Source organism: Streptomyces sp. NPDC052016 (genome assembly GCF_044548445.1).
Classification (GTDB): domain Bacteria; phylum Actinomycetota; class Actinomycetes; order Streptomycetales; family Streptomycetaceae; genus Streptomyces.
In genome coordinates, this window is the sequence record NZ_JBIUBX010000009.1 from 14,355 (window position 1) to 34,691 (window position 20,337).

A 20,337-nucleotide genomic window follows, 5' to 3' on the forward strand; every position below is an offset into this window, starting at 1 on the left:
ATGGAGGGCGCGAACCGGCCGCGTCCGCGAGTGGACGGCTCGAACGAGCCCCGGCCGCGGGCGGTGGGACGGCACTCACGGCACGACGACCCGCGGATGGAGGGCGCGAACCGGCCGCGTCCGCGAGTGGACGGCTCGAACGAGCCCCGGCCGCGGGCGGTGGGACGGCACTCACGGCACGACGACCCGCGGGTGGGCGGGGGTGGTTCTACTTCTGGAGGACCGTCAGGTCCTCTTCTGCTTTTGGTACTGCCACCGTTCCCCTGTCGTCCGGCAGGGTCTGGATCGTGAAGCCCGGGACGCCGCCGATCGTCTGTGTCAGGGTGCGGGAGGCGTAGACCGGGGTGTCGGTGAGGGGTTCCACGGTCAGGGCGTAGGTGCCCTTAAGGCCGGCGGGGACGGGGAGTTGGACGTCCTGGGTGGTGCCGGACTTGATCGTGTACGTCTGGGAGGCCGCCGTTCCTCCCCCGCTGCCGGCGGAGGCGGTGACCTTCACCTTGGCGGTGCCCTGGGGGGCGGTCAGGGACAGCGTGGCGTTCTTGGCGCCGTTGTCCGCGGCGGACGCCCGCGTGCCGACCGGGCTCGCGGCCGGGATGAACGCCGACTCCTGCTTCTCGCCCTTGCCGCGCACGACCCGGACGGCCGCGACGACCGGCACCGACCGGTCGGTGGGGGTCAGCACCAGGGAGCCGGGCTCCCCGCGTGTGATGTCGCCGAGGTCGACGGCGGTCGTCATGCCCGCCTTGACGTGCAGCGTCTCCTGCCCGGCGGGGGTGATCAGGCCGGAGGCGGAGGCGAGTTGGACCTTCAGGTCGGCGTCGCCGTCGTCCGGCGCGAAGGCGACCAGGCGGACGGCCGTGGCGTCCTTGGGGATGCCGGGGACGACCAGGCTGCCCGCCGGATCGGTGGACGCGGCCAGCCAGTCGCCGCCGAGCTTGTCGTCCAGGGCCTGGACGGCGGCGCCGACCCGCCCGCTGCGCACGTTGACGTGGACGGTGAGGTCGTCCTGCTTCTCGTCGGTGAGCGTGGACAGCAGGATCGGCTCGCTGGAGTGCGCCGGGATCGTGAGGCCCTCCCCCACCGTGGTCGCCACGGCGCCGTCCTTGCCGTAGAGCTCGATGTCGGCGACGGCGGCTGAGTCGTCCGGGTTGGTGAGGTGGACGTAGTCCGTGCGGTCGACCGCCGTGCTGACGCCCGGGAACCAGAACTCGGTGTCGGGCGCGGTGCAGGTGACGCCGAGCAGGCCGCGGCCGGTGCCCGCGGCGACCTGGGTGGTCTCCTGGAGGGTCCATCCGGGCGCGAACCTGCCCTCGGCGGTGCCCACCAGCGCGGGCGCCTCGCCGCCGGAGGTCTCCCCGGTGACGGGCGTGCCGGGGGTCTTGGGGGTGAGGACGGGTTTGGCCGCGGTCTTCTCCTCGTCGTCCGCGGCGCTCCCGGCGTCGGCGGACTGGCCGGTGGCGGACTGGAGTTCGGCCGTGCCGTCGTTTCCCGTTCCCTTGGTGACGGGCGTGAAGGACGTGTACGTCGTCTCCGCGAGGTCGGAGCTGCTGGGGGCCGGGCAGAGCAGGCTGGTGCGCTCCACGGGCAGCACGGCGGCCGCCTTGGCCGCCTTGGCGGTGTCCGTGGCGGGGGCGGCCGGCTCGGTGAGCGCGGCGAAGCCGGTGACGGCGGCGAGCGCGGCCGTGCCGGCGATCAGGGACAGGGTGGTGCGGTTCACTGCTGGCTCCCGTCGGGGCGCTCACTGCCGGTGCCGTGGGGGTGCTGTGCCGGGTCGTAGGAGGGGTCGTAGCCGCCCTGGCCGTACGACGACGGGTCGTAGCCCGGCTGCTGGTTCGGGTCGTACGCGCCCTGGGTCCGGCCGTCGTAGGCGTACGGGTCGTACTGGCCCGCCCGGTAGGGGTCGTAGGCCTGGTCGTAGCCGCCGGCCGGGTACTGCTGCGGGGTGCCCTGGTACTGCTCGTTGCCGTAGGCGCCGTATTCGGCGCCCGCGTAGCTCGGCGTCTCCCACCCGGCATGGGACTGCTGTTGCGGGATCGCGACCGGGGTCTCCTCCTGGGGAGGGGACGGGACGTCCTCGTCCTGGGCGGCTTCCTCGGTCTCGGCCTGGGCGCGCAGGCGGCGGGCGCGGCGGCCCTCGCCCTCGGTGGCCTGCGCGGGCAGGACCTGCTCCTCGGGGAGGTCGTCGTCGACGTCGCGGCGCCGGCCGGGCAGGGCGAGGACGACGAGCACCAGGGCGAGGAAGCCCTGGGCCCACAGCCAGGCGGTGTGGGTGAACGGATCGTCGTAGGTGACGTCCAGCCGGCCGCCGGAGGCGGGGAGTTCGAAGCCCTGGGCCCAGCCGTCGACGGTGGTGCGGGTGAGCGGCTCGCCGTCCAGGGTGGCGGTCCAGCCGTCGGCGGCGGCGTCGGCCAGCCGCAGGATCCGGCCGTCGGAGCCGTCCGGGAGCGTGGTGTGGACGTCGACGGGGCCCGCGGCGACGGGCGTCGGCGCGCCCTTGCCGGACGCGGCGACGATCGCGGCGCGGGCGACCTCCTGGTCCACCCGCCACAGGGCGCTGCCGTCCTGCTGGCTGAGGCGGGACAGGCCGGGCGTGGCGTCGAGGACGCGGGTGACCTCGCGGGGCGCGCCCTTGTGGACGAGGACGTAGCGCACGGCGAACTTGCCCAGTTGGTCGGCCTGGTCGGCGCCGGAGCCGGCGACCAGGTTGGCGACGACCTTGTCGAGCGTGGCGTTGTCGCCGTCGGCGGCGGCGAGTTCGGCGTCGCCGAGGCGGGCGCCGGAGCCGCGCACCAGCATGTAGCCGACGTGGGCGGCGGAGTCGCTGTCGAGGACCAGGGTGCGGGCCTGGTCGCGGGTGCCGGCCTCCTCGGCGACGAACGCGGGCACCTGGACGGGGTCGCGGCGCTCCAGCGGGCCGTCGGCGCCGCCGATCATCCAGCCCGCGGCGACGAGCAGCGGGCCGACGGCGGCGGCGAGGGCGACGAGGGCGGCGACCGGCTGGCGCCAGCCGAAGCTCTGCTCGGCGACCCGCGCGCGGGCTCCCTCGGCGCCCATGACGGCGGCGGCGAGCAGGGCGATGCCGTAGACGAGGGTGGCGGGGCCGGCCCAGGTGGAGCTGTTGGACAGGACGGCGAAGACCAGTCCCACCAGGGCGACCGCCCAGGCCGTCCAGATGCCGGCCTGGCGCTCCGCGCGCAACAGGGCGGCCAGCGCGGCCAGGACGACGCCGATGAGCATCAGTCCGCTGACCGTGCCGGGTCCGCCGGGGCTCGCGCCGAGCAGGTCGGTCGCGGAGGCCGTCGACGGGCCGTACTCCAGGCCGGCCTCGGTGAAGAAGCCGAGCGGCAGCAGCGTCAGCGACCACGGCGCGAGGAGCAGCAGGGGCGTGCCGAGCTGGGCCAGGAAGCGCAGGCCGTAGGCGGTGATGTCGGTGCGGCGCACGGCGAGGACGGCGAGGCCGAGCACCAGGGCGACCGGCCAGACGATCGGCGTGAACGCGGTGGTGACGGTCAGCAGCAGCGCGTACGCCCAGGTGGCCCGCCAGCTGCCGCGCGCTCCGGAGGAGTGGGCCAGGCCGCTCGCGGCGACGCCCGCGCGCGCGATGAGCGGCAGCACGACGGCCAGGACGGCGGTGCCGATGCGGCCGCCGGCGAGGGCGCCGGTGGCGGCGGGGAGGAAGGCGTAGACGATCGCGCCCCACGCGCGCAGGAGGCGGGACTCCACCAGGGGCCGGGAGGCGAAGTAGGCGGTGAGGCCGGCCAGCGGCACCGAGCAGACGAGCAGGACGGTGACGGCGAGGCCGGTCGAGCCGAACAGCAGCGAGGCCAGCAGCGCGACGATCGCGAGGTAGGGCGGGGCGGACGAAGTGCCGCCGGCGCCCACCGGGTGCCAGGCGTCGAGATAGCGCGACCACAGGTCGGAGGCGTCGGCCGGGGCGGGCAGCAGGGCGCCGCCCGCGAGCGCGCCGCCGCCCAGGAGGTTGCGGCAGGCGACCAGGGAGACGAGCAGCAGCACCAGGAAGAGCACCGGGCCGGGCTTGCGCGCGATGCGCTTGAGGCGGGCGAACTGCTCGATCTCCAGGAAGTCGGCGTCGTCGCCGCCGGGACCGGATTCGATGCCGCCGCCGTGCCGGCCGGCGCCCGTGGTGGTCTCGGCGTCGGAGGCACCGAGGAAGTTGCCGGCGACCTGCTCGACGGTGGCCCGCACGGTCGCGCCGGGCGGCGGGAACAGCGGCCTGAGTTCGTCCTTGTCGACCTTAGGTTTTCCGCGGCTGCGCCGTCCGGCGACGATCCGCTCGGGCCGCAGCAGGGTGCCGAGCAGGCCGCGGACCTCGTCGACCGCCTGTCCGGGCACCTTGCCGACGAGGTAGGCGAGGGTCCGCAGGAGCGTGCCGACGACCAGGCGGACCAGGATCCAGGGCAGCAGCGCCGTACGGCTGTTGACGAGGAGGGTGTAGACGGCGCCCGCCTTGTCGACCTTGTGGGGGGAGGCCGTGGTGCGGCCCGCGCAGTCGACCGTGCGCCGCTCCCGGGAGGCGGCTTCGGCGTGTCGTACGACGGCGTCGGGGGCGACGAGGACGCGGTGGCCGGCGGCGTGCGCGCGCCAGCACAGGTCGACGTCGTCGCGCATGAGGGGGAGGCGCCGGTCGAAGCCGCCGAGTTCCTCGAAGACGTCGCGGCGGACGAGCATGCCGGCGGTGGACACGGACAGCACGGGGCGGATGTGGTCGTGCTGGCCCTGGTCCTGCTCGCGCCGGTCGAGACCGGTCCAACGGCGGCCGGAGTGCGCGATGGTGACGCCGACCTCGAGGAGCTGGCGGCGGTCGTACCAGCCGCGGAGCTTGGGGCCGACGACGGCCACGTCGTCGCGGCCGAGCTCGTGTTCGTTGTCGACGACGCGCAGCAGTTCGGCCAGGGCGTCGGGGGCGGGGGCGCAGTCGTCGTGCAGCAGCCACAGCCACTGGACGGGCTCGCCGTGCGGCAGCTCGGGCAGGTCGTAGGCGTCGTCACGCCAGGTGCGGGTGACGGGGTCCCAGCCGCTGGGGCGCTTCAGGTATGGCAGTTCCTCGGGAGTGAGGACCGGCGCCGTGCGGTTGGCCTCCTCGACGGCCTGGCCGAAACCCGTCCGCCGGGCGAGGTGCAGGACGCGGTCGGCGCCGATGGCGTCGGCGACGAGCTGTGCGGAGTCGTCCGCGCTGCCGGTGTCGGCGGCCACGACGGACTGGACGGGGCGCTCCTGGCCGAGCAGCCCGGCGAGCGCGTCGGGCAGCCAGCGGGCGCCGTCGTGGGAGACGAGGACCGCGGTCACGACGTGACGCGGGAACTCAGGCGTGGCAGCACTGTCGTGGGCTGCCGTGTGGCTGTGCACGGTCATCGAGGTACGGGCCCCGGTTCGATGGACTGCGGTGGACGCCAGTGCCGTGTGGGGGCGGCGGGGCGTCTCGGACGAGCGACCACACTATCGGCTGGGCATGAAGACGGCCCGCCGCCTGTGGACAAGCCACCTGCGACGGGCCTTTCGCAACGTCCGGCGGACGTGTTGCGGATGTGTACGGGCGGTTTTCGGCCGTCTTCGCGGTCGGTCTCTCAGACGGCCGCCTTCTTCAGTCGGCGGCGCTCCCGTTCGGACAGGCCGCCCCAGATGCCGAAGCGCTCGTCGTTGGCGAGGGCGTACTCCAGGCACTCCGAGCGGACCTCGCACGCGAGGCAGACCTTCTTGGCCTCGCGGGTGGAGCCGCCCTTCTCGGGGAAGAAGGACTCGGGGTCGGTCTGGGCGCACAGTGCGCGCTCCTGCCAGCCGAGTTCCTCGCCCGCGTCGTCGACCAGCAGTTGCTGCACCAGCTCGGTCATGTGCGCCCCTCGCTCTGTCTTTCGCGTTCCCCGTGACGTGGCCGTTACCGATTCCGGCTGAACGACACGAGTGAAATTACAAGTGTGCTGCTCCGGGCGAGTCAAGCCGAGATCTGCTATTGAGCCCCTTATTCACTCTGCGGAACCAAGGCCGTGCGGTAAGTGTTCAAATCGCCATAAACCTCGACACGCAGAGGGAGCCCCGGAGGGCCTCGTCCCCGCACAACGCTTGTACGGGAAAGGACGCCCAGGAGTTCGATCCCGTTCCGACACGCGCGCGGAAGCGAACCGGATCACAGTCGGATCACGGGATCGCAACGGGCCTTGCGCGCCCGGCATGTGCGCCATGTGTCCCGGTGAGTGCGTGCACAAACCTTTCATCGCGCAGATGAACCGGAAGAGGTGAACCCGTCCCACATACCGGCCACCGAGTTGACACAGAAGGTGTGAACCGCTGTCCTTGTGGGCATGCTCGCGAACTTGGCACTCACCTCGACCCGCACCGCCGGGTCCCACGGTGCTGCCCGCGCTCGCTGTAGCTGTTGTTGCTGTTCCAGCTGTTGAGCCCGACGCGCTCCGGCTGATCCCTGAGTCCCCCGCGACTCGGCTGCTTGTTCCCGCGCCCGGACCCGGGCACCCCTGTCGCCCCCTGACCGGGCGGACGGCACGCGACACCCAGCCCCCCGCACCCTCTTCCGCCGAGGAACCACCGCACCCATGAACAGCGACAGCGACCTCCAGATCGCCGGCGACATCCTCGAAGTCCCGCACCTCCTCCAGGCTCCGCGCGAGCACCCGGCCACCGTCGCCGAGTTCGTCGGCCTGGCCCGCTCCCTCGCCGCCGACCGCTCCCAGTGGGAGCACCTCGTCCGCTACGACGCGACGACCCGCTGGTACCACCGGCTGCGCACCGGCCCCGGCTACGAGGTGTGGCTGCTGTCCTGGGTGCCCGGGCAGGGCAGCGGGCTGCACGACCACGGCCGTTCCTCCGGTGTGCTGACCGTCCTGGAGGGCACGCTCACCGAGCGGACCGAGCGGGGCACGCGCGGGTTGGGGGCGGGGGCGCAGCGCGTCTTCGCGCCGGGCTACGCGCACGAGGTCGTCAACGACGCGCTGGAGCCGGCGGTCAGCCTGCACGTCTACTTCCCCGGCCTGACCGAGATGCCGATGCACACCGCCCCCCACTGCGAGGGGCGTGCCGAGCCGCGGGCCGTGACCGCCTGACGGCGACGCGCGCTACGGGTCGCCGTACACCCCGTGCCGCCTCCACGGCGACCGGCGCTACGGGTCGCCGTACACGCGTGACCGCCTCACAACGACCGGCGCAAGAGGTGCTGTGGCAACCTGCCGGACCGCCCGCCCGTCGCCTGCCACCGTCCCTCAACGCCCCTGCCCGGCGGCTGACACACTGGTGCAATGCGCATTGTGGTTCTGGCAGGCGGCATCGGTGGTGCCCGGTTCCTGCGCGGTCTCAAGCGGGCCGTGCCGGACGCCGACATCACGGTCATCGGCAACACCGGGGACGACATCCACCTCTTCGGGCTGAAGGTCTGCCCGGACCTCGACACGGTGATGTACACGCTCGGCGGCGGTATCAACGAGGAGCAGGGCTGGGGGCGGTCCGACGAGACCTTCCACCTGAAGGAGGAGCTCGCGGCGTACGGCGTCGGGCCCGAGTGGTTCGGGCTGGGCGACCGGGATTTCGCCACCCACATCGTGCGGACGCAGATGATCGGAGCCGGGTATCCGCTGAGCGCGGTGACCGAGGCGCTGTGCGACCGGTGGAAGCCGGGCGTTCGGCTGATCCCGATGACCGACGACCGCGTCGAGACGCATGTCGCGGTGGTGGTCGACGGCGAGCGCAAGGCCGTCCACTTCCAGGAGTACTGGGTCCGCCTGCGGGCGTCGGTACCGGCCGAGGCGATCGTCCCGGTCGGCGCGGAGCAGGCCAAGCCGGCGCCGGGTGTGCTGGAGGCGATCGCCCAGGCGGACGTCATCCTCTTCCCTCCGTCGAACCCGGTCGTCTCCGTCGGCACGATCCTCGCCGTGCCCGGCATCCGGGAGGCGATCGCCGACGCCGGGGTGCCGGTGGTGGGGCTGTCGCCCATCGTGGGGGACGCACCCGTGCGGGGCATGGCGGACAAGGTGCTCGCGGCGGTCGGCGTGGAGTCGACGGCCGCGGCGGTCGCCGAGCACTACGGCTCGGGGCTGCTCGACGGCTGGCTCGTGGACACCGTGGACGCGGGCGTGGTGGAGCGGGTCGAGGCCGCCGGGATCCGCTGCCGGGCCGTGCCGCTGATGATGACCGACGTCGACGCGGCCGCGCGGATGGCCCGGGAGGCGCTGGCGCTGGCGGAGGAGGTGCGCGGGGCATGAGCGACGCGCGCGAGAACGGCTACCGGGTCTGGGCCGTGCCGGGTCTGCCCGAGGTGCAGGCCGGGGACGACCTCGCCAAGCTGATCGCCGCGGCCGAGCCGGGGCTCGCCGACGGGGACGTGCTGCTGGTCACCTCGAAGATCGTGTCCAAGGCGGAGGGCCGCGTCGTCCGCGCGGGCGACCGGGAGGCCGCGATCGACGCCGAGACCGTCCGGGTCGTGGCCCGGCGCGGGACGCTGCGGATCGTCGAGAACCGGCAGGGTCTGGTGATGGCGGCCGCCGGGGTCGACGCGTCCAACACACCCGCCGGGACGGTGCTGCTGCTGCCGGAGGACCCGGACGCGTCCGCGCGCGCGATCCGCGACGGCCTGCGCGACGCCCTCGGCGTCGACGTGGGCGTCGTCGTCACCGACACCTTCGGCCGGCCCTGGCGCGCGGGGCTCACGGACGTGGCGATCGGAGCCGCCGGCGTCCGCGTGCTCGACGATCTGCGCGGGGGCACGGACGCCCACGGCAACCCGCTCGGCGCCACCGTCGTCGCGACCGCCGACGAGTTGGCCGCCGCGGGCGACCTGGTGAAGGGCAAGGCCGCCGGGCTGCCCGTCGCCGTGGTCCGCGGGCTGCCGCACGTGGTCGCCGACAGCGACGGGGAGGGCGCCCGGGCCATGGTGCGCGGCGCCCGCGACGACATGTTCCGGCTCGGTACGTCCGAGGCGGTCCGGCTGGCGGTCACCCAGCGGCGCACCGTGCGGTCCTTCACGGACGAGCCCGTGGACCCGGGTGCGGTACGCCGGGCCGTCGCCGCGGCCGTCACGGCGCCGGCTCCGCACCACACCACGCCGTGGCGCTTCGTGCTGCTGGAGTCGCGGGAGTCGCGGGTCCGTCTGCTGGACGCCATGCGGGACGCCTGGATCGCGGACCTGCGGCGGGACGGCAAGAGCGAGGAGTCCATCGCCAAGCGGGTGCGGCGCGGGGACGTCCTGCGGAACGCGCCCTACCTGGTGGTTCCGTGTCTCGTGATGGACGGGTCCCACACGTACGGGGACCCGCGCCGTGACGGGGCCGAGCGGGAGATGTTCGTGGTCGCCACCGGCGCCGGGGTGCAGAACTTCCTGGTCGCGCTGGCCGGGGAGCGGCTGGGCTCGGCCTGGGTGTCCTCCACGATGTTCTGCCGTGACGTGGTGCGGGAGGTGCTGGAGCTGCCGCGGGACTGGGATCCGATGGGGGCGGTCGCGGTCGGGCACCCGGCGGAGGAACCGAAGGTCCGGCCGGAGCGGGATGCGGGGGCGTTCGTGGAAGTGCGGTGAGACGCGCGCGTGGACCTGCCCCGGGGGCCTACCCTCATTGGTCCCCGGCATCCTCGTCATAGGGTGCTGGTCGTACCTCTCCTCATCCGTCTTCTTCTCTTCTCCCGCTTGTCTTCTCCCGCGCTTCTCCCCCAACCTTCCCGGGAGCTCATCCGTGTCTGGACGATTCGCTCCGCGGCCCACGCGTACTACCGTGCGCGGGGGCCATGTAGGCGTGCCCGCGGGGGTGCCGCGGCAGGCCGGTCCGGCGGCGGGGCGCGTGCGGACGTGGGTGCCGGAGGGGCCGCTCGATCTGGGGCTCGTGCTGGGGCCGCTCAGACGGGGGCCCGGGGATCCCACCTTCTGTGCCCTGCCCGACGGCTCGGTGTGGCGGGCCAGTCTGACGCCCGTCGGGCCCGGGACGCTGCGGGTCTCCGTGGCGTCCGGGCGTGGCGCGGTGCGCGGTGAGGCCTGGGGGCCCGGCGCGGAGTGGCTGTTGGAGCAGCTGCCGGAGATGCTCGGGGCCTCGGACGATCCGGCGGCCTTCGTGCCGCGGCACCGGGTGGTGGCGATGGCGCGGCACCGCAGGCCCGGGTTGCGGTTGACGCGGACCGGGCTGGTGCTGGAGTCGTTGATCCCGTCGGTCCTGGAGCAGAAGGTCACGACCGTCGAGGCGTACCGGGCGTGGCGGCTGCTGGTGCGGAAGTTCGGGGAACCGGCGCCGGGGCCCGCGGCGGGCGGGCGGTTGTGGGTGATGCCGGCTCCTCGGACATGGGCGCTCATTCCGTCCTGGGAGTGGCATCGGGCCGGGGTCGACAACAAGCGGGCGTCGACGATTCTGCGGGCGGTGCGGGTGGCGCGGCGGCTCGAGGAGGCGGTGGGCATGTCGCCGGAGGCCGCGCAGGCGCGGTTGGAGATCGTGCCGGGGATCGGGCCGTGGACGTCGGCGGAGACGGTGCAGCGCAGTCACGGGGCGGCGGACGCGGTGACCGTGGGCGATCTGCACCTGCCGGGGATCGTGGGGTGGGCGCTGGCCGGGGACCGGACGGCGGACGACGCCGCGATGTTGTCGTTGCTGGAGCCGTATGCCGGGCAGCGGCACCGGGCGGCTCGGCTGATCCTGCTGAGCGGGCAGGTGCCGCCGCGGCGCGCGCCGCGGATGCCGGTGGGGGACATCGGGCGGCTGTGAGGGGCGTCGGGGTCGCCATGGGGTTGTTCCGCTCCCGCAGCCCCGCGCTCCTGACCGACCGAGACAGGTGAAAACCCCGTCCTCGTCCTCGAACGCCGGCCGGGCTTCATCAGCCCGGCCGGCGTTCTGTGTCGTCCTCGGTGGCGGACGCTACTGGTCGGAGGAGAACCGCACCGCCCCCGCCGGGATGCGGACGTCGCACCACACCCGGGCGCCCTCGCGGAGTTCGTTGTCGGGGCCGACGACCGCGCCGTCGCCGATGACCGTGCCGGTGAGGACGGAGCGTTCGCCGACGCGGGCGCGGGTGCCGATGAGCGAGTCGGTGATGACCGCGCCCGGCTCGATCACCGCGCCCGGCAGGATCGTGGAGCCGAAGACGCGCGCGCCCTCCGCGACGAACGCCCCCTCGCCCACCACCGTGCCGCCCGTCAGCTTCGCGTCGGGGGCGACGGTGGCCGTCGGGAGGATCAGGCGGTCGCCGCAGCGGCCGGGGACCGCGGGGGACGGGGCCCGGCCGAGGACCAGGTCCGCGGAGCCCCGGACGAAGGCCGCCGGGGTACCGAGGTCCAGCCAGTACGTCGAGTCGACCATGCCCTGCAGGTGCGCTCCCGCCGACAGCAGGTCGGGGAAGGTCTCCCGTTCCACCGAGACCGGGCGGCCCAGGGGGATCGTGTCGATGACCGAGCGGCGGAAGACGTAGGCGCCCGCGTTGATCTGGTCGGTGACGATCTCCTCGGGAGTCTGCGGCTTCTCCAGGAAGGCCAGGACCTTGCCCGTGTCGTCCGTGGGAACCAGGCCGTAGGCGCGTGGGTCGGTCACCTTGGTCAGGTGGAGGGAGACGTCCGCGGACGTCTCCTCGTGGGTGGCGACCAGCCTGCCGATGTCGAGGCCCGTGAGGATGTCACCGTTGAAGACGAGGACCGGGTCGTCGGGGCCCGAGTGCAGGCGGGACGCGACGTTGCGGATGGCGCCGCCCGTGCCGAGGGGCTCCTCCTCCGTGACGTACTCGATGTGGAGGCCCAGCGACGAGCCGTCGCCGAAGTACGGTTCGAAGACCTCCGCGAGATAGCTCGTCGCGAGGACGATGTGGTCCACGCCTGCCGCTCTCGCCCGCGCCAGCTGGTGCGTCAGGAACGGCACGCCTGCCGCCCTGACCATGGGCTTGGGCGTGTGCACCGTGAGCGGGCGCAGCCGGGTGCCCTTGCCGCCGACCAGGAGGATCGCTTCTGTCACCTTCGTCTCTGCTTCCTGCCGGGACCGGCCGAACTGTCTTTCGGCCGGCCAGTGTATGCAGACCGTTGCGTGGCAATTTCGATGGCCGTGCGGTGTTGCACGCGGTGTTCCATGCGCTGTCCCCCCGACGGCTGTGGAATGTGCCCCCCACTGGACGTGACTCCGCTCCTCCAGGGTTCGCCGGGGCCTCCCCAGGCCCCGGGCGTCCCTGGCCCGCCGCCTCAACGACCCTGGTAGCGGGCCGCCGACGACCGGGCCGAGCCGAGCTTGCCGTAGAGGTGCCGTCCTGGGCATTCCGTGGCGAAGCCGTCCCGGTGGCCGGAGATCACGTTCAGTCGTACGTTCTTACCTTTTGCGTAGAGATTGCCACCCCCGGACTTCAGGTATGTCTTTCCGCGCGGATTGGCCCCGAACAGACCCAACTTCCAGGCCGTCAGACGGGCGACGGCCGTCACCGCGGACGCGGACGGCTTGGTGGAGGTGAACGTGCCGATGACCGCGATCCCCATGCTGTTGGAGTTGAACCCGAGGGTGTGGGCGCCCAGGACCGGCTTGGTCACTCCCCCGGCGCGGCCCTCGTAGATGTTGCCGCACTTGTCGACGAGGAAGTTGTAGCCGATGTCCCTCCAGCCCATGCTCCTGACGTGGTAGCGGTAGATACCGCGGATGACGGAGGGCGCCTGGGAGCACGTGTAGTTGTTGCCCGACGCGGTGTGGTGCACGAAGGCCGCCTTGACCTTCGTCGTGTAGCGGAAGCCGGACTCCCTGAGGTTCTCGTCGGCGCCCCAGCCGCGGCGCGTGACGATGCCCGGGCGGGGGCCGATGTACGGCTTCGCGCGCTGAGCGTCCGTCAGGTCGGTGCCGCGCAGGGTCACGAGCTCGCGTTCGGTGGCCGAACGGTCGAGTGCGGGGATCTGTGTGGCGCCGAGTGGGGCGACGTCCTGGTTGGCGGCGGAGGCGGCGGTCGCCTGCGAGGTCTTCGCGGCCACCGCGTCTCTGGCGTCCACCGGAACGGGGGCGGTCACCGAACCGGGGGCGGTCACCGAACCGGGGTCAGACACCGAGCGAGTGTCAGATGCCGCAACCGGGGCGGTCACCGGGCCGAGGGCGGTTGCGGCGCGGCCGCCGAGCGGGCCGGCGGGAGCGTGGCCGGCGGGAGCGTGGCCGGCGGCGCCCGCCTTGGGAGCGGGCTTTCCGGGGTCGACGAGCTCCAGGCGCAGGCCCGAGGGGAGCGGGGCGGCCGTCGCCGTGCGGGGGCCGCGGGCGGTGCCCTGTGAACGGACGTCGGCGGCGGGGGTGACGCGGACCTCCACGCCGTCGGAGTCGCCCACCCAGAGGGGGGCGGTGGCGCCGCGGACCTGTGCCGAGGCGCGTTCTGAGGTGTCGGGGTCGGCGCCGTGGTCGGCGTTGTGGGTCTCGAGGTCCCGCCAGCCCGACCAGGTGCCGGTGCCGGTGGCGCGGGTGCGGACCTGGACACGGCCGTGCAGTTCCGCGTCGGGGTCGTTCCAGACGACGCCCACGAGGGAGAAGGGACGTACGTCCCTGCGGGGCAGGCCGTGGGCCCCGCCGAGGGAGCGGTCGGGGGCGAGGGGGGTCAGGGGCAGCGACTGTGTGCTGCCGGGGAGCGGGGCGGCGGGGCTGGTCGCCCGGACGCCGGCGGTCGCCGTCTCCGTGGACGGCGCCGGTCGCGCCGTCACCGCGGTGGCGGGTGGCGTCAGCGGAAGGGCGAGGGCCGCCGCGCAGGTGACGCCGATCGAGGTAGCAAGCAATCCACGCATGCCACTGATCGTGGACATACCCGTACTCATCCGCACATCGAGGAATTGACGGGCCGTCGAACTCGTTCCGCCGAACCGGTGGCCCGGCAGCACGAGTTCGGCACCTGCGGCGCGTACGCTTGCGCGGGTGAACGCCACTGATCGCACCCCTGCCGACCTGCTGCGTTCCGCGCTCGCCGCGGATCCCGCGCGCCCGCTGGTGACCTTCTACGACGACGCCACCGGCGAGCGGGTCGAACTGTCCGTGGCCACCTTCGCCAATTGGGTGGCCAAGACCGCGAACCTCCTCCAGGACGGCCTCTCCGCCGAGCCCGGCGACCGGGTCGCGCTGCTGCTGCCCGCGCACTGGCAGACGGCGGTGTGGCTGCTGGCCTGTTCGTCGGTCGGCGTCGTCGCCGACGTGGCCGGGGATCCCGCGCGCGCGGACCACGTCGTGGCCGGGCCCGGCCGGTTCGAGGCGGGGCTCGCCTGCCGCGGCGAGCGGTACGCGCTCTCCCTCGCGCCGCTCGGCCGGCGGTTCGTCCCGGCGCCCCCGGAGGGGTACGCCGACTACGCCGTCGACGTCCCGAGCCACGGCGACCGCTTCGTCGCGTACGCGCCGGTCGACCCGGAGGCGCCCGCGCTCATCGTGGCCGGTGCGGAGTACACGGGCGCGGAGATCGTGGAGCGCGCCCGCGCCGAAGCGGCGGACCTCGGCCTCACGGGCCCCGGCTCCCGCCTGCTGTCGGGCCTGCCGTACGACACCTGGGAGGGCCTCAGCGCCGGCCTGTACGCACCGCTGGCCAGCGGGGGCTCCGTGGTCCTGTGCCGGAACCTGGACCAGGCGACCGAGGAGACGGTGAGCAAGCGCATCGAGAGCGAACGTGTGACGGCCACGGCTCGTTAGGCGACCCGGCGGGCCGGGCCCGCGCCACGGAGGCCACCGGGCCCGGCCCGCCGACGGACGAGGTGTCCATGGCGGGCCCTCGACGAACGGGACGTCCATGGCGGGCCCTCGACGGATGGGACGCGTCCATGGCGGGCCCTCGACGGGCAGGCCCGGGCCCAGCCTCAGGTCAAGCGGACCTGCGCCGAGCGCACCTCGGGCCGAGCCGATCGCAGGCCGAGCAGGCCGAGCCCACTGAACGCCAAGCAGGCCGCGGGCCGAGCCCGCTGAGGACCGACCAGACAGATCCCGCCGAGGGCCGACCAGACCGATCCCGCCGAGGGCCGCGCACGCCAATCCCGCCGAGGGCCGCGCAGGACGCGGGCCGAGCCCACCGAGGGCCGCGCAGGACGCGGGCCGACCGGACCGCGGGCCGAGCCCGCCGCAGGCCGAGCAGGCCGCAGGCCGAGCCCGCCGCAGGCCGAGCAGGCCGCGGGCCGAGCCCGCTGAGCGCCGAGCAGACCCGCGGCGTCCCCGGTAGGGCGGACGCCGGGGCCCCGGCAGCCCCGCCCCGCCCTACCGCGTCCCCACCGCATCACCCGTTCGGCCCACCCCCGCCCGCGCCCCCACCCCGCCCGCGCCATCGTCGTAGGAGCAGCACGAGACGTTGGCAGGACGACACGTTCGTACGGCGAGCCGGAGGGGTGGATTTCGGCGTGAGGAGTACCGCAGGCATGTCCGGGCCCCTCGGGCCGGGGGCGGGGGCCACCGCTCAGGGGGCGGGCCTCGCGCGACGGCGCCGGCGGCGGTGGGTGCGGGGCGGTGCGGGGGCGGTCGCCGCGCTCCTCGTGGGGACCGGGGTGGCGGGGTGGATGGTGTACATGAAGCTCGACGGGAACATCACGCCCGACGAGGCCGCCGCCGCGGAGCTCGCGCGGTATGCGAAGGAGCGGCCGACCGCGCTGGTGAAGGGTGCGCGGAACATCCTGCTGATCGGCTCGGACTCGCGTTCGGGTGACGGCAACCGCAAGTACGGGCGGGACTCGGGGACCGAGCGGTCGGACACGACGATCCTGCTGCACCTGGCCGCCGGGCGGCGCAGCGCCACCGCCGTCTCGCTGCCCCGCGACCTCATGGTGGACGTACCCAGTTGCCGGCGGCCGGGCGGGAAGCAGACCGAGCCGATGTTCGCGATGTTCAACTACGCCTTCCAGACGGGCGGCTCGGCCTGCACCATCCGCACGGTGGAGAAATTGACCGGGATCCGGATCGACCACCACGTCGTCGTCGACTTCAGCGGGTTCAAGGAGATGGTCGACGCCGTCGACGGGGTCGAGGTGTGCCTGAAGGAACCCATACGCGACAAGGACGCCAGGCTGCGGCTACCCGCGGGGCGGGTGACCCTCGACGGCGAGCAGGCCCTCGGGTACGTCCGCGTGCGCAAGTCCCTGGGCAACGGCAGCGACACCGACCGCATGGAGCGGCAGCAGCGCTTCCTCGGTGCGCTCGTCAACAAGGTGCAGAGCAACGACGTCCTGCTGAATCCGGTGAAGCTCTATCCCGTTCTGGACGCCGCCACGTCCTCCCTCACCACCGACCCGGATCTGGCGAGTCTGCGCGGGCTGTACCAACTCGTGCGCGGCCTGCGCGACATTCCCACCGAACGCGTGCAGTTCCTGACCGTCCCCCGGGAGTCCTACATCTACAACGCGAATCGCGACCAGCTCGTGGAGCCCGAGGCGGAGAAACTCTTCGAACTCCTGCGCAAGGACGCACCCGTGAATGTCTCGCGGACGGCGTCCCCGAATTCGGGCTCTGCGCAGTCGTCCGGCTACGGCGCGTACGGATCGCCGACCCCGTCGCCGCCCGTTTTCCGCGGGAACACGGCCGCGGAGGACAGCTGCACGTAAGCACCCGAGGTGCGGCTGGTCGGCCGCCGCGGGTAAAGCGCTTGCCAAGTGAGAACCCCCCGACGAACTCCACTCCAAGGAAATGACACGGATTGCCCGGTTGTAGGGACGTGGAATTTGTCACCGTCGTCGCTCGATGCCGAACCGGGCGGATAGTGTGAGCGATCCGGTGCACCCGGCCGCGAGGTCCGTCCTGGGGTCGTGCACTGAGTTACTGAGTGACCGAGACGACCCGAGCGCCTATGAGGGGGAAAGGCGCCGCGTGGCCCCGACGGAGGATTCGGACAACCGTGGACGCGCAAGGCCGTGGGCGGGCGGACAACATCGACCCCGCAGACCAGTGGGTGCTCAATCCGGACACCGGCGAATACGAACTGCGACTGACCCCTTCCGCACCGCAGTCGGCGGTCCCCGGACCGCGTAGGGGCGGCTCCCGTTCCACGGGGGCCGCGAAGGCCTCGGAACCGGTCCGCGACCGTACGAAGGCGCCGGAGCGGCGGACCCCGGAGGTGCCGGGACCGCGCCGGCGCCGGAGCGCTCCGGAGGAGCCGCCGCCCGGGCGGCGCGGGCGCCGGCCGGTGAAGAAGAAGGCGAAGACGAAGAAGATCCTGCTGTGGACCGGCGGGACCATGGCCTTCGTCCTGCTGGGCACGGCCGGTGCGGCCTACCTCTACCTGGAGCACCTCAACGACAACATCACGTCCGTCTCCGACGACGGCGCGAGCACCGGCGGCTTCAGCAAGGACAAGGCGATCAACCTCCTGCTGATCGGCACCGACAAGCGCACCGGCGCGGGCAACAAGGGCTACGGCGACGCCGGCAGCCCCGGCCACGCCGACACCACGATCCTGCTGCACGTCTCCAAGGACCGCACGAACGCGACCGCGCTGAGCATCCCGCGCGACCTGATCGTGGACATCCCGGACTGCGAGACCACGCAGGAGGACGGTTCCAAGAAGGTCATCCCGGGCTCGGAGAACGTCCGCTTCAACACCAGCCTCGGCCAGGACGGCCGTACGCCCAGCTGCACCATGCGCACGGTGACGGAGCTGACCGGGGTCACCCCGGACAACTTCATGGTCGCCGACTTCAACGCGGTCAAGACGCTGACGTCCGCGGTCGGCGGGGTGGAGGTGTGCCTGGCCAAGGACATCGACGACCCGGACTCGCACCTGAAGCTGTCCAAGGGCACGCACACCATCGAGGGCGAGCAGGCGCTGGCGTTCGTGCGCACCCGGCACTCGGTGGGCTTCGGCGGCGACCTGAGCCGGATCGCGATCCAGCAGCAGTTCCTCAGCTCGCTGATGCGCAAGCTGAAGTCGAACGACACGCTCACCAGCCCCAGCAAGATGATCAAGCTGGCAGAGGCGGGCACCAAGGCGCTGACCGTCGACTCCCAGCTCGACAGCATCGGCAAGCTGAAGGACCTGGGGCTGGAGCTGGGCAAGCTCAACGTCAAGAACCTGACCTTCACCACCGTTCCGGTGGTCGACAACCCGGCGGAGAAGGTCAAGTCCACGGTCGTCCTCAACGAGGCGACGGCACCCACCGTCTTCCAGATGATCAAGGACGACGTCTCCTTCACCGAGGTGAAGGAGCAGGCGCAGGCCTCGAAGGACGCGGCGGCCGCGGCCGCGGCGGCCCGCCTCAAGGGCACCCAGTCCGCCGCCTCCGAGGTGCGGGTACGGGTCATGAACGGCGGGGCCCCCGCCGGCAGCGCACAGGAGACTCTCAACTGGCTGCAGAATGATGAGGGCGTGACGAAGTCCGAGAACGCGGGCAACGCGCCCGCCGAGCTCAGCAAGACGACACTCGAGTACGCGCCCGACCAGGCCGCCCAGGCCCGCAAGCTCGCCGCCGTCATGGGGCTGCCCGGAACCGCGCTGAAGCCGGGCGAGAGCGTCGAGAACGCCCAGGGCCTGCCGACGATGACGCTGACGCTGGGCAAGGACTTCAAGGGCGCCGGTGTCTCGCTCACGACGCCGACGAAGGTGCCGGACACGGTGCAGAAGTCCACGGCGGACAAGGTCGAGTGCGCCAAGTAATCGCCAAATAGGTAACCCTGCGGGCCCGTCGAGCGTCTGACTTGACGCGGGACGGGCCCGTGTCAGGCGCAGGGCGGGGAGGGGCAGGGGAAGTGGCGCGGAGCATTGTGCGGGGGGAGGTCCCCGACGTCGGGGACGCGATGTCCACGACGGCGGCGGACCAGGAGGCGCCCGAGGACGGGCGCGGCGGTGGTGCCGGCGGTTCCGGCGCGGGGGGCGACGGAGGCGGAGCCGGCCGGGGCGCGGACCGCAGACGGCGCAGACGGCGCGTGCTGCGCTGGTCGGCGACGGTGCTGTCGCTGGTGATACTGGGCGGCGCGGGCGCCGGATACCTCTATTACCGGCACCTGAACGCCAACATCAAGAGCGACGACCTGAACCTGGCCGACGCCAAGGACGCCGCGCCGGAGACGAAGGCCAACGCGGCCGGTCAGAAGCCGCTGAACATCCTGCTGATCGGCTCGGACGCCCGTAACACCGCGGAGAACCAGAAGCTCGGCGGCGCCAGGGACACCTTCAACGGCGTCCCGCTCGCCGACGTCCAGATGCTGCTGCACGTGTCGGCGGACCGCAGCAACATGTCGGTGGTGAGCATGCCGCGCGACACCCTGCTGGACATCCCCAAGTGCACGGACCCGGACACCGGGAAGGTGTACCCGGCGCTCACCCGGGAGATCACGAACGCGTCGCTGGGCCGCGGCGGCCCGGGCTGCACGGTGGCCACCTGGGAGAAGCTCACCGACATCCACATCGACCACTTCATGATGATCGACTTCGCCGGTGTGGTGTCGATGGCGGACGCGATCGGCGGCGTTCCGGTGTGCGTGGACGCCAACGTCTACTCGCACACCAGCGACGGCAAGGGCTCCGGCCTGAAGCTGGAGAAGGGCACGCACGAGATCAAGGGCAAGCAGGCCCTGCAGTGGCTGCGCACCCGCTACGGCTTCGAGGACGACACCGACCTCGCCCGCGCCAAGGCCCAGCACATGTACATGAACTCGATGGTGCGCCAGCTGCGTTCGGAGGCCAAGCTCAGCAACCCGAACTCGCTGCGCAGGCTCGCCGAGGCGGCCACGAAGGCGATCACCGTCGACGACGGCCTGGACAGCATCAAGAAGATGTACGACCTGGCGACCGAGCTGCAGAAGGTGCCCACCGAGCGGATCACCATGACGACGATGCCGAACCGGTACGACACCGTCCAGACCGGCAGGGTGGTGCCCACCGACGACGCCGCGAAGCTGTTCCGGCTGGTGCGCGAGGACATCGCCCTGGACGGCAAGGACACCGCGAAGGCCACCGCCAGCCCCTCGCCGACGACGCCCACGGACCCGGCGGCCGCCGACGACGAGATCGCCGTACAGGTCCACAACGGCACCTACACCGACGCGCTGGGGGCGGCGCGCGGGCGGGCGGCCGCGGTGACGCAGCTGCTGGTCGGCAAGGGCTTCGCGCGGGCCGTGGCGGACACCTCGCCGGCCACCTCGGAGAAGACGACGGTGATCCGCTACCCGAGCGCCGACCTGCAGGGCGACGCCCAGCGGCTGGCGAAGGTCCTCGGCATCCCGGCGAGCCAGGTGAAGAAGTCCACCGACGTCTCCGGCGTCACGCTCTTCGTCGGCGCGGACTGGCGGTCCGGATCGGCCTACAAGGCCCCGGAGCAGGACGACAGGACGCCCGAGTCGGCGCAGACGATGAACGCCGCCGACACCAGTCAGTGCATGCACGTGGACCCGGCCTACACCTGGTAGTCCGGGTCCGGCCCGGCGGTGCTCGGCGTGCGCCGAGGGCCGCCGGGCGGCGGCC

The 20,337-nt window shown here is 72.9% G+C and carries 13 protein-coding genes; 8 read left to right on the top strand and 5 right to left on the bottom strand.

All coding sequences use genetic code 11. The annotated features are described in order from the left end of the window. Positions 1-208: 208 nt before the first annotated feature. From ACIHAR_RS13130 to ACIHAR_RS13140, 3 genes are all read right to left on the bottom strand, one after another. A complete protein-coding gene (locus tag ACIHAR_RS13130; protein ID WP_365469039.1) occupies positions 209-1,717 on the bottom strand; it encodes a DUF5719 family protein in 1,509 nt (502 codons plus the stop codon). After that, the gene (locus ACIHAR_RS13135) at positions 1,714-5,373 is read right to left on the bottom strand and encodes a glycosyltransferase (RefSeq protein WP_400019185.1); all 3,660 of its coding nucleotides are present in this window, start codon (positions 5,371-5,373) and stop codon (positions 1,714-1,716) included. Before ACIHAR_RS13135 ends, ACIHAR_RS13130 begins: the two co-directional genes overlap by 4 nt. Before the next feature lie 212 nt (positions 5,374-5,585). Further along, the gene (locus tag ACIHAR_RS13140) at positions 5,586-5,849 is read right to left on the bottom strand and encodes a WhiB family transcriptional regulator (protein ID WP_030792866.1); all 264 of its coding nucleotides are present in this window, start codon (positions 5,847-5,849) and stop codon (positions 5,586-5,588) included. 717 nt (positions 5,850-6,566) lie between these two features. Between ACIHAR_RS13140 and ACIHAR_RS13145 the strand changes: the two genes are divergently transcribed. From ACIHAR_RS13145 to ACIHAR_RS13160, 4 genes are all read left to right on the top strand, one after another. Then, on the top strand, positions 6,567-7,073 hold the full coding sequence (locus tag ACIHAR_RS13145; RefSeq protein ID WP_400019187.1) for a cysteine dioxygenase: 507 nt from the start codon (positions 6,567-6,569) through the stop codon (positions 7,071-7,073). Positions 7,074-7,265: 192 nt separating this feature from the next. Next, positions 7,266-8,225, top strand: a complete 960-nt coding sequence (gene cofD / locus ACIHAR_RS13150; protein WP_400019189.1) for a 2-phospho-L-lactate transferase — start codon at positions 7,266-7,268, stop codon at positions 8,223-8,225. After that, positions 8,222-9,532 carry a coenzyme F420-0:L-glutamate ligase gene (locus ACIHAR_RS13155; RefSeq protein WP_365469027.1) on the top strand — a complete coding sequence of 437 codons (1,311 nt, stop codon included), beginning with the start codon at positions 8,222-8,224 and terminating at the stop codon, positions 9,530-9,532. The genes cofD and ACIHAR_RS13155 overlap by 4 nt, the downstream gene beginning before the upstream one ends. Positions 9,533-9,686: 154 nt before the next feature. Further along, on the top strand, positions 9,687-10,700 hold the full coding sequence (locus ACIHAR_RS13160) for a DNA-3-methyladenine glycosylase family protein (protein WP_400019191.1): 1,014 nt from the start codon (positions 9,687-9,689) through the stop codon (positions 10,698-10,700). Positions 10,701-10,850: 150 nt separating this feature from the next. On the opposite strand, the gene ACIHAR_RS13165 is transcribed toward ACIHAR_RS13160, so the two are convergent. Both ACIHAR_RS13165 and ACIHAR_RS13170 read right to left on the bottom strand, forming a co-directional pair. Continuing rightward, positions 10,851-11,933, bottom strand: coding sequence for an NDP-sugar synthase (locus ACIHAR_RS13165; protein ID WP_365469021.1), 1,083 nt, complete (start codon positions 11,931-11,933; stop codon positions 10,851-10,853). 221 nt (positions 11,934-12,154) lie between these two features. Then, a complete protein-coding gene (locus ACIHAR_RS13170) occupies positions 12,155-13,711 on the bottom strand; it encodes an N-acetylmuramoyl-L-alanine amidase (protein ID WP_400019194.1) in 1,557 nt (518 codons plus the stop codon). Between the two features lie 127 nt (positions 13,712-13,838). On the opposite strand from ACIHAR_RS13170, the gene ACIHAR_RS13175 reads away from it, so the two are divergent. The 4 genes from ACIHAR_RS13175 (at position 13,839) to ACIHAR_RS13190 (ending at position 20,282) form a co-directional block, all read left to right on the top strand. Continuing rightward, complete coding sequence (locus tag ACIHAR_RS13175; protein WP_388758266.1) at positions 13,839-14,597, top strand: TIGR03089 family protein; 759 nt, start codon at positions 13,839-13,841, stop codon at positions 14,595-14,597. 713 nt (positions 14,598-15,310) lie between these two features. After that, positions 15,311-16,486, top strand: coding sequence for an LCP family protein (locus ACIHAR_RS13180; protein ID WP_400019196.1), 1,176 nt, complete (start codon positions 15,311-15,313; stop codon positions 16,484-16,486). Positions 16,487-16,776: 290 nt separating this feature from the next. Beyond that, complete coding sequence (locus tag ACIHAR_RS13185) at positions 16,777-18,531, top strand: LCP family protein (protein WP_400019198.1); 1,755 nt, start codon at positions 16,777-16,779, stop codon at positions 18,529-18,531. 140 nt (positions 18,532-18,671) lie between these two features. Further along, on the top strand, positions 18,672-20,282 hold the full coding sequence (locus ACIHAR_RS13190; RefSeq protein WP_400019406.1) for an LCP family protein: 1,611 nt from the start codon (positions 18,672-18,674) through the stop codon (positions 20,280-20,282). Positions 20,283-20,337 lie beyond the last annotated feature (55 nt).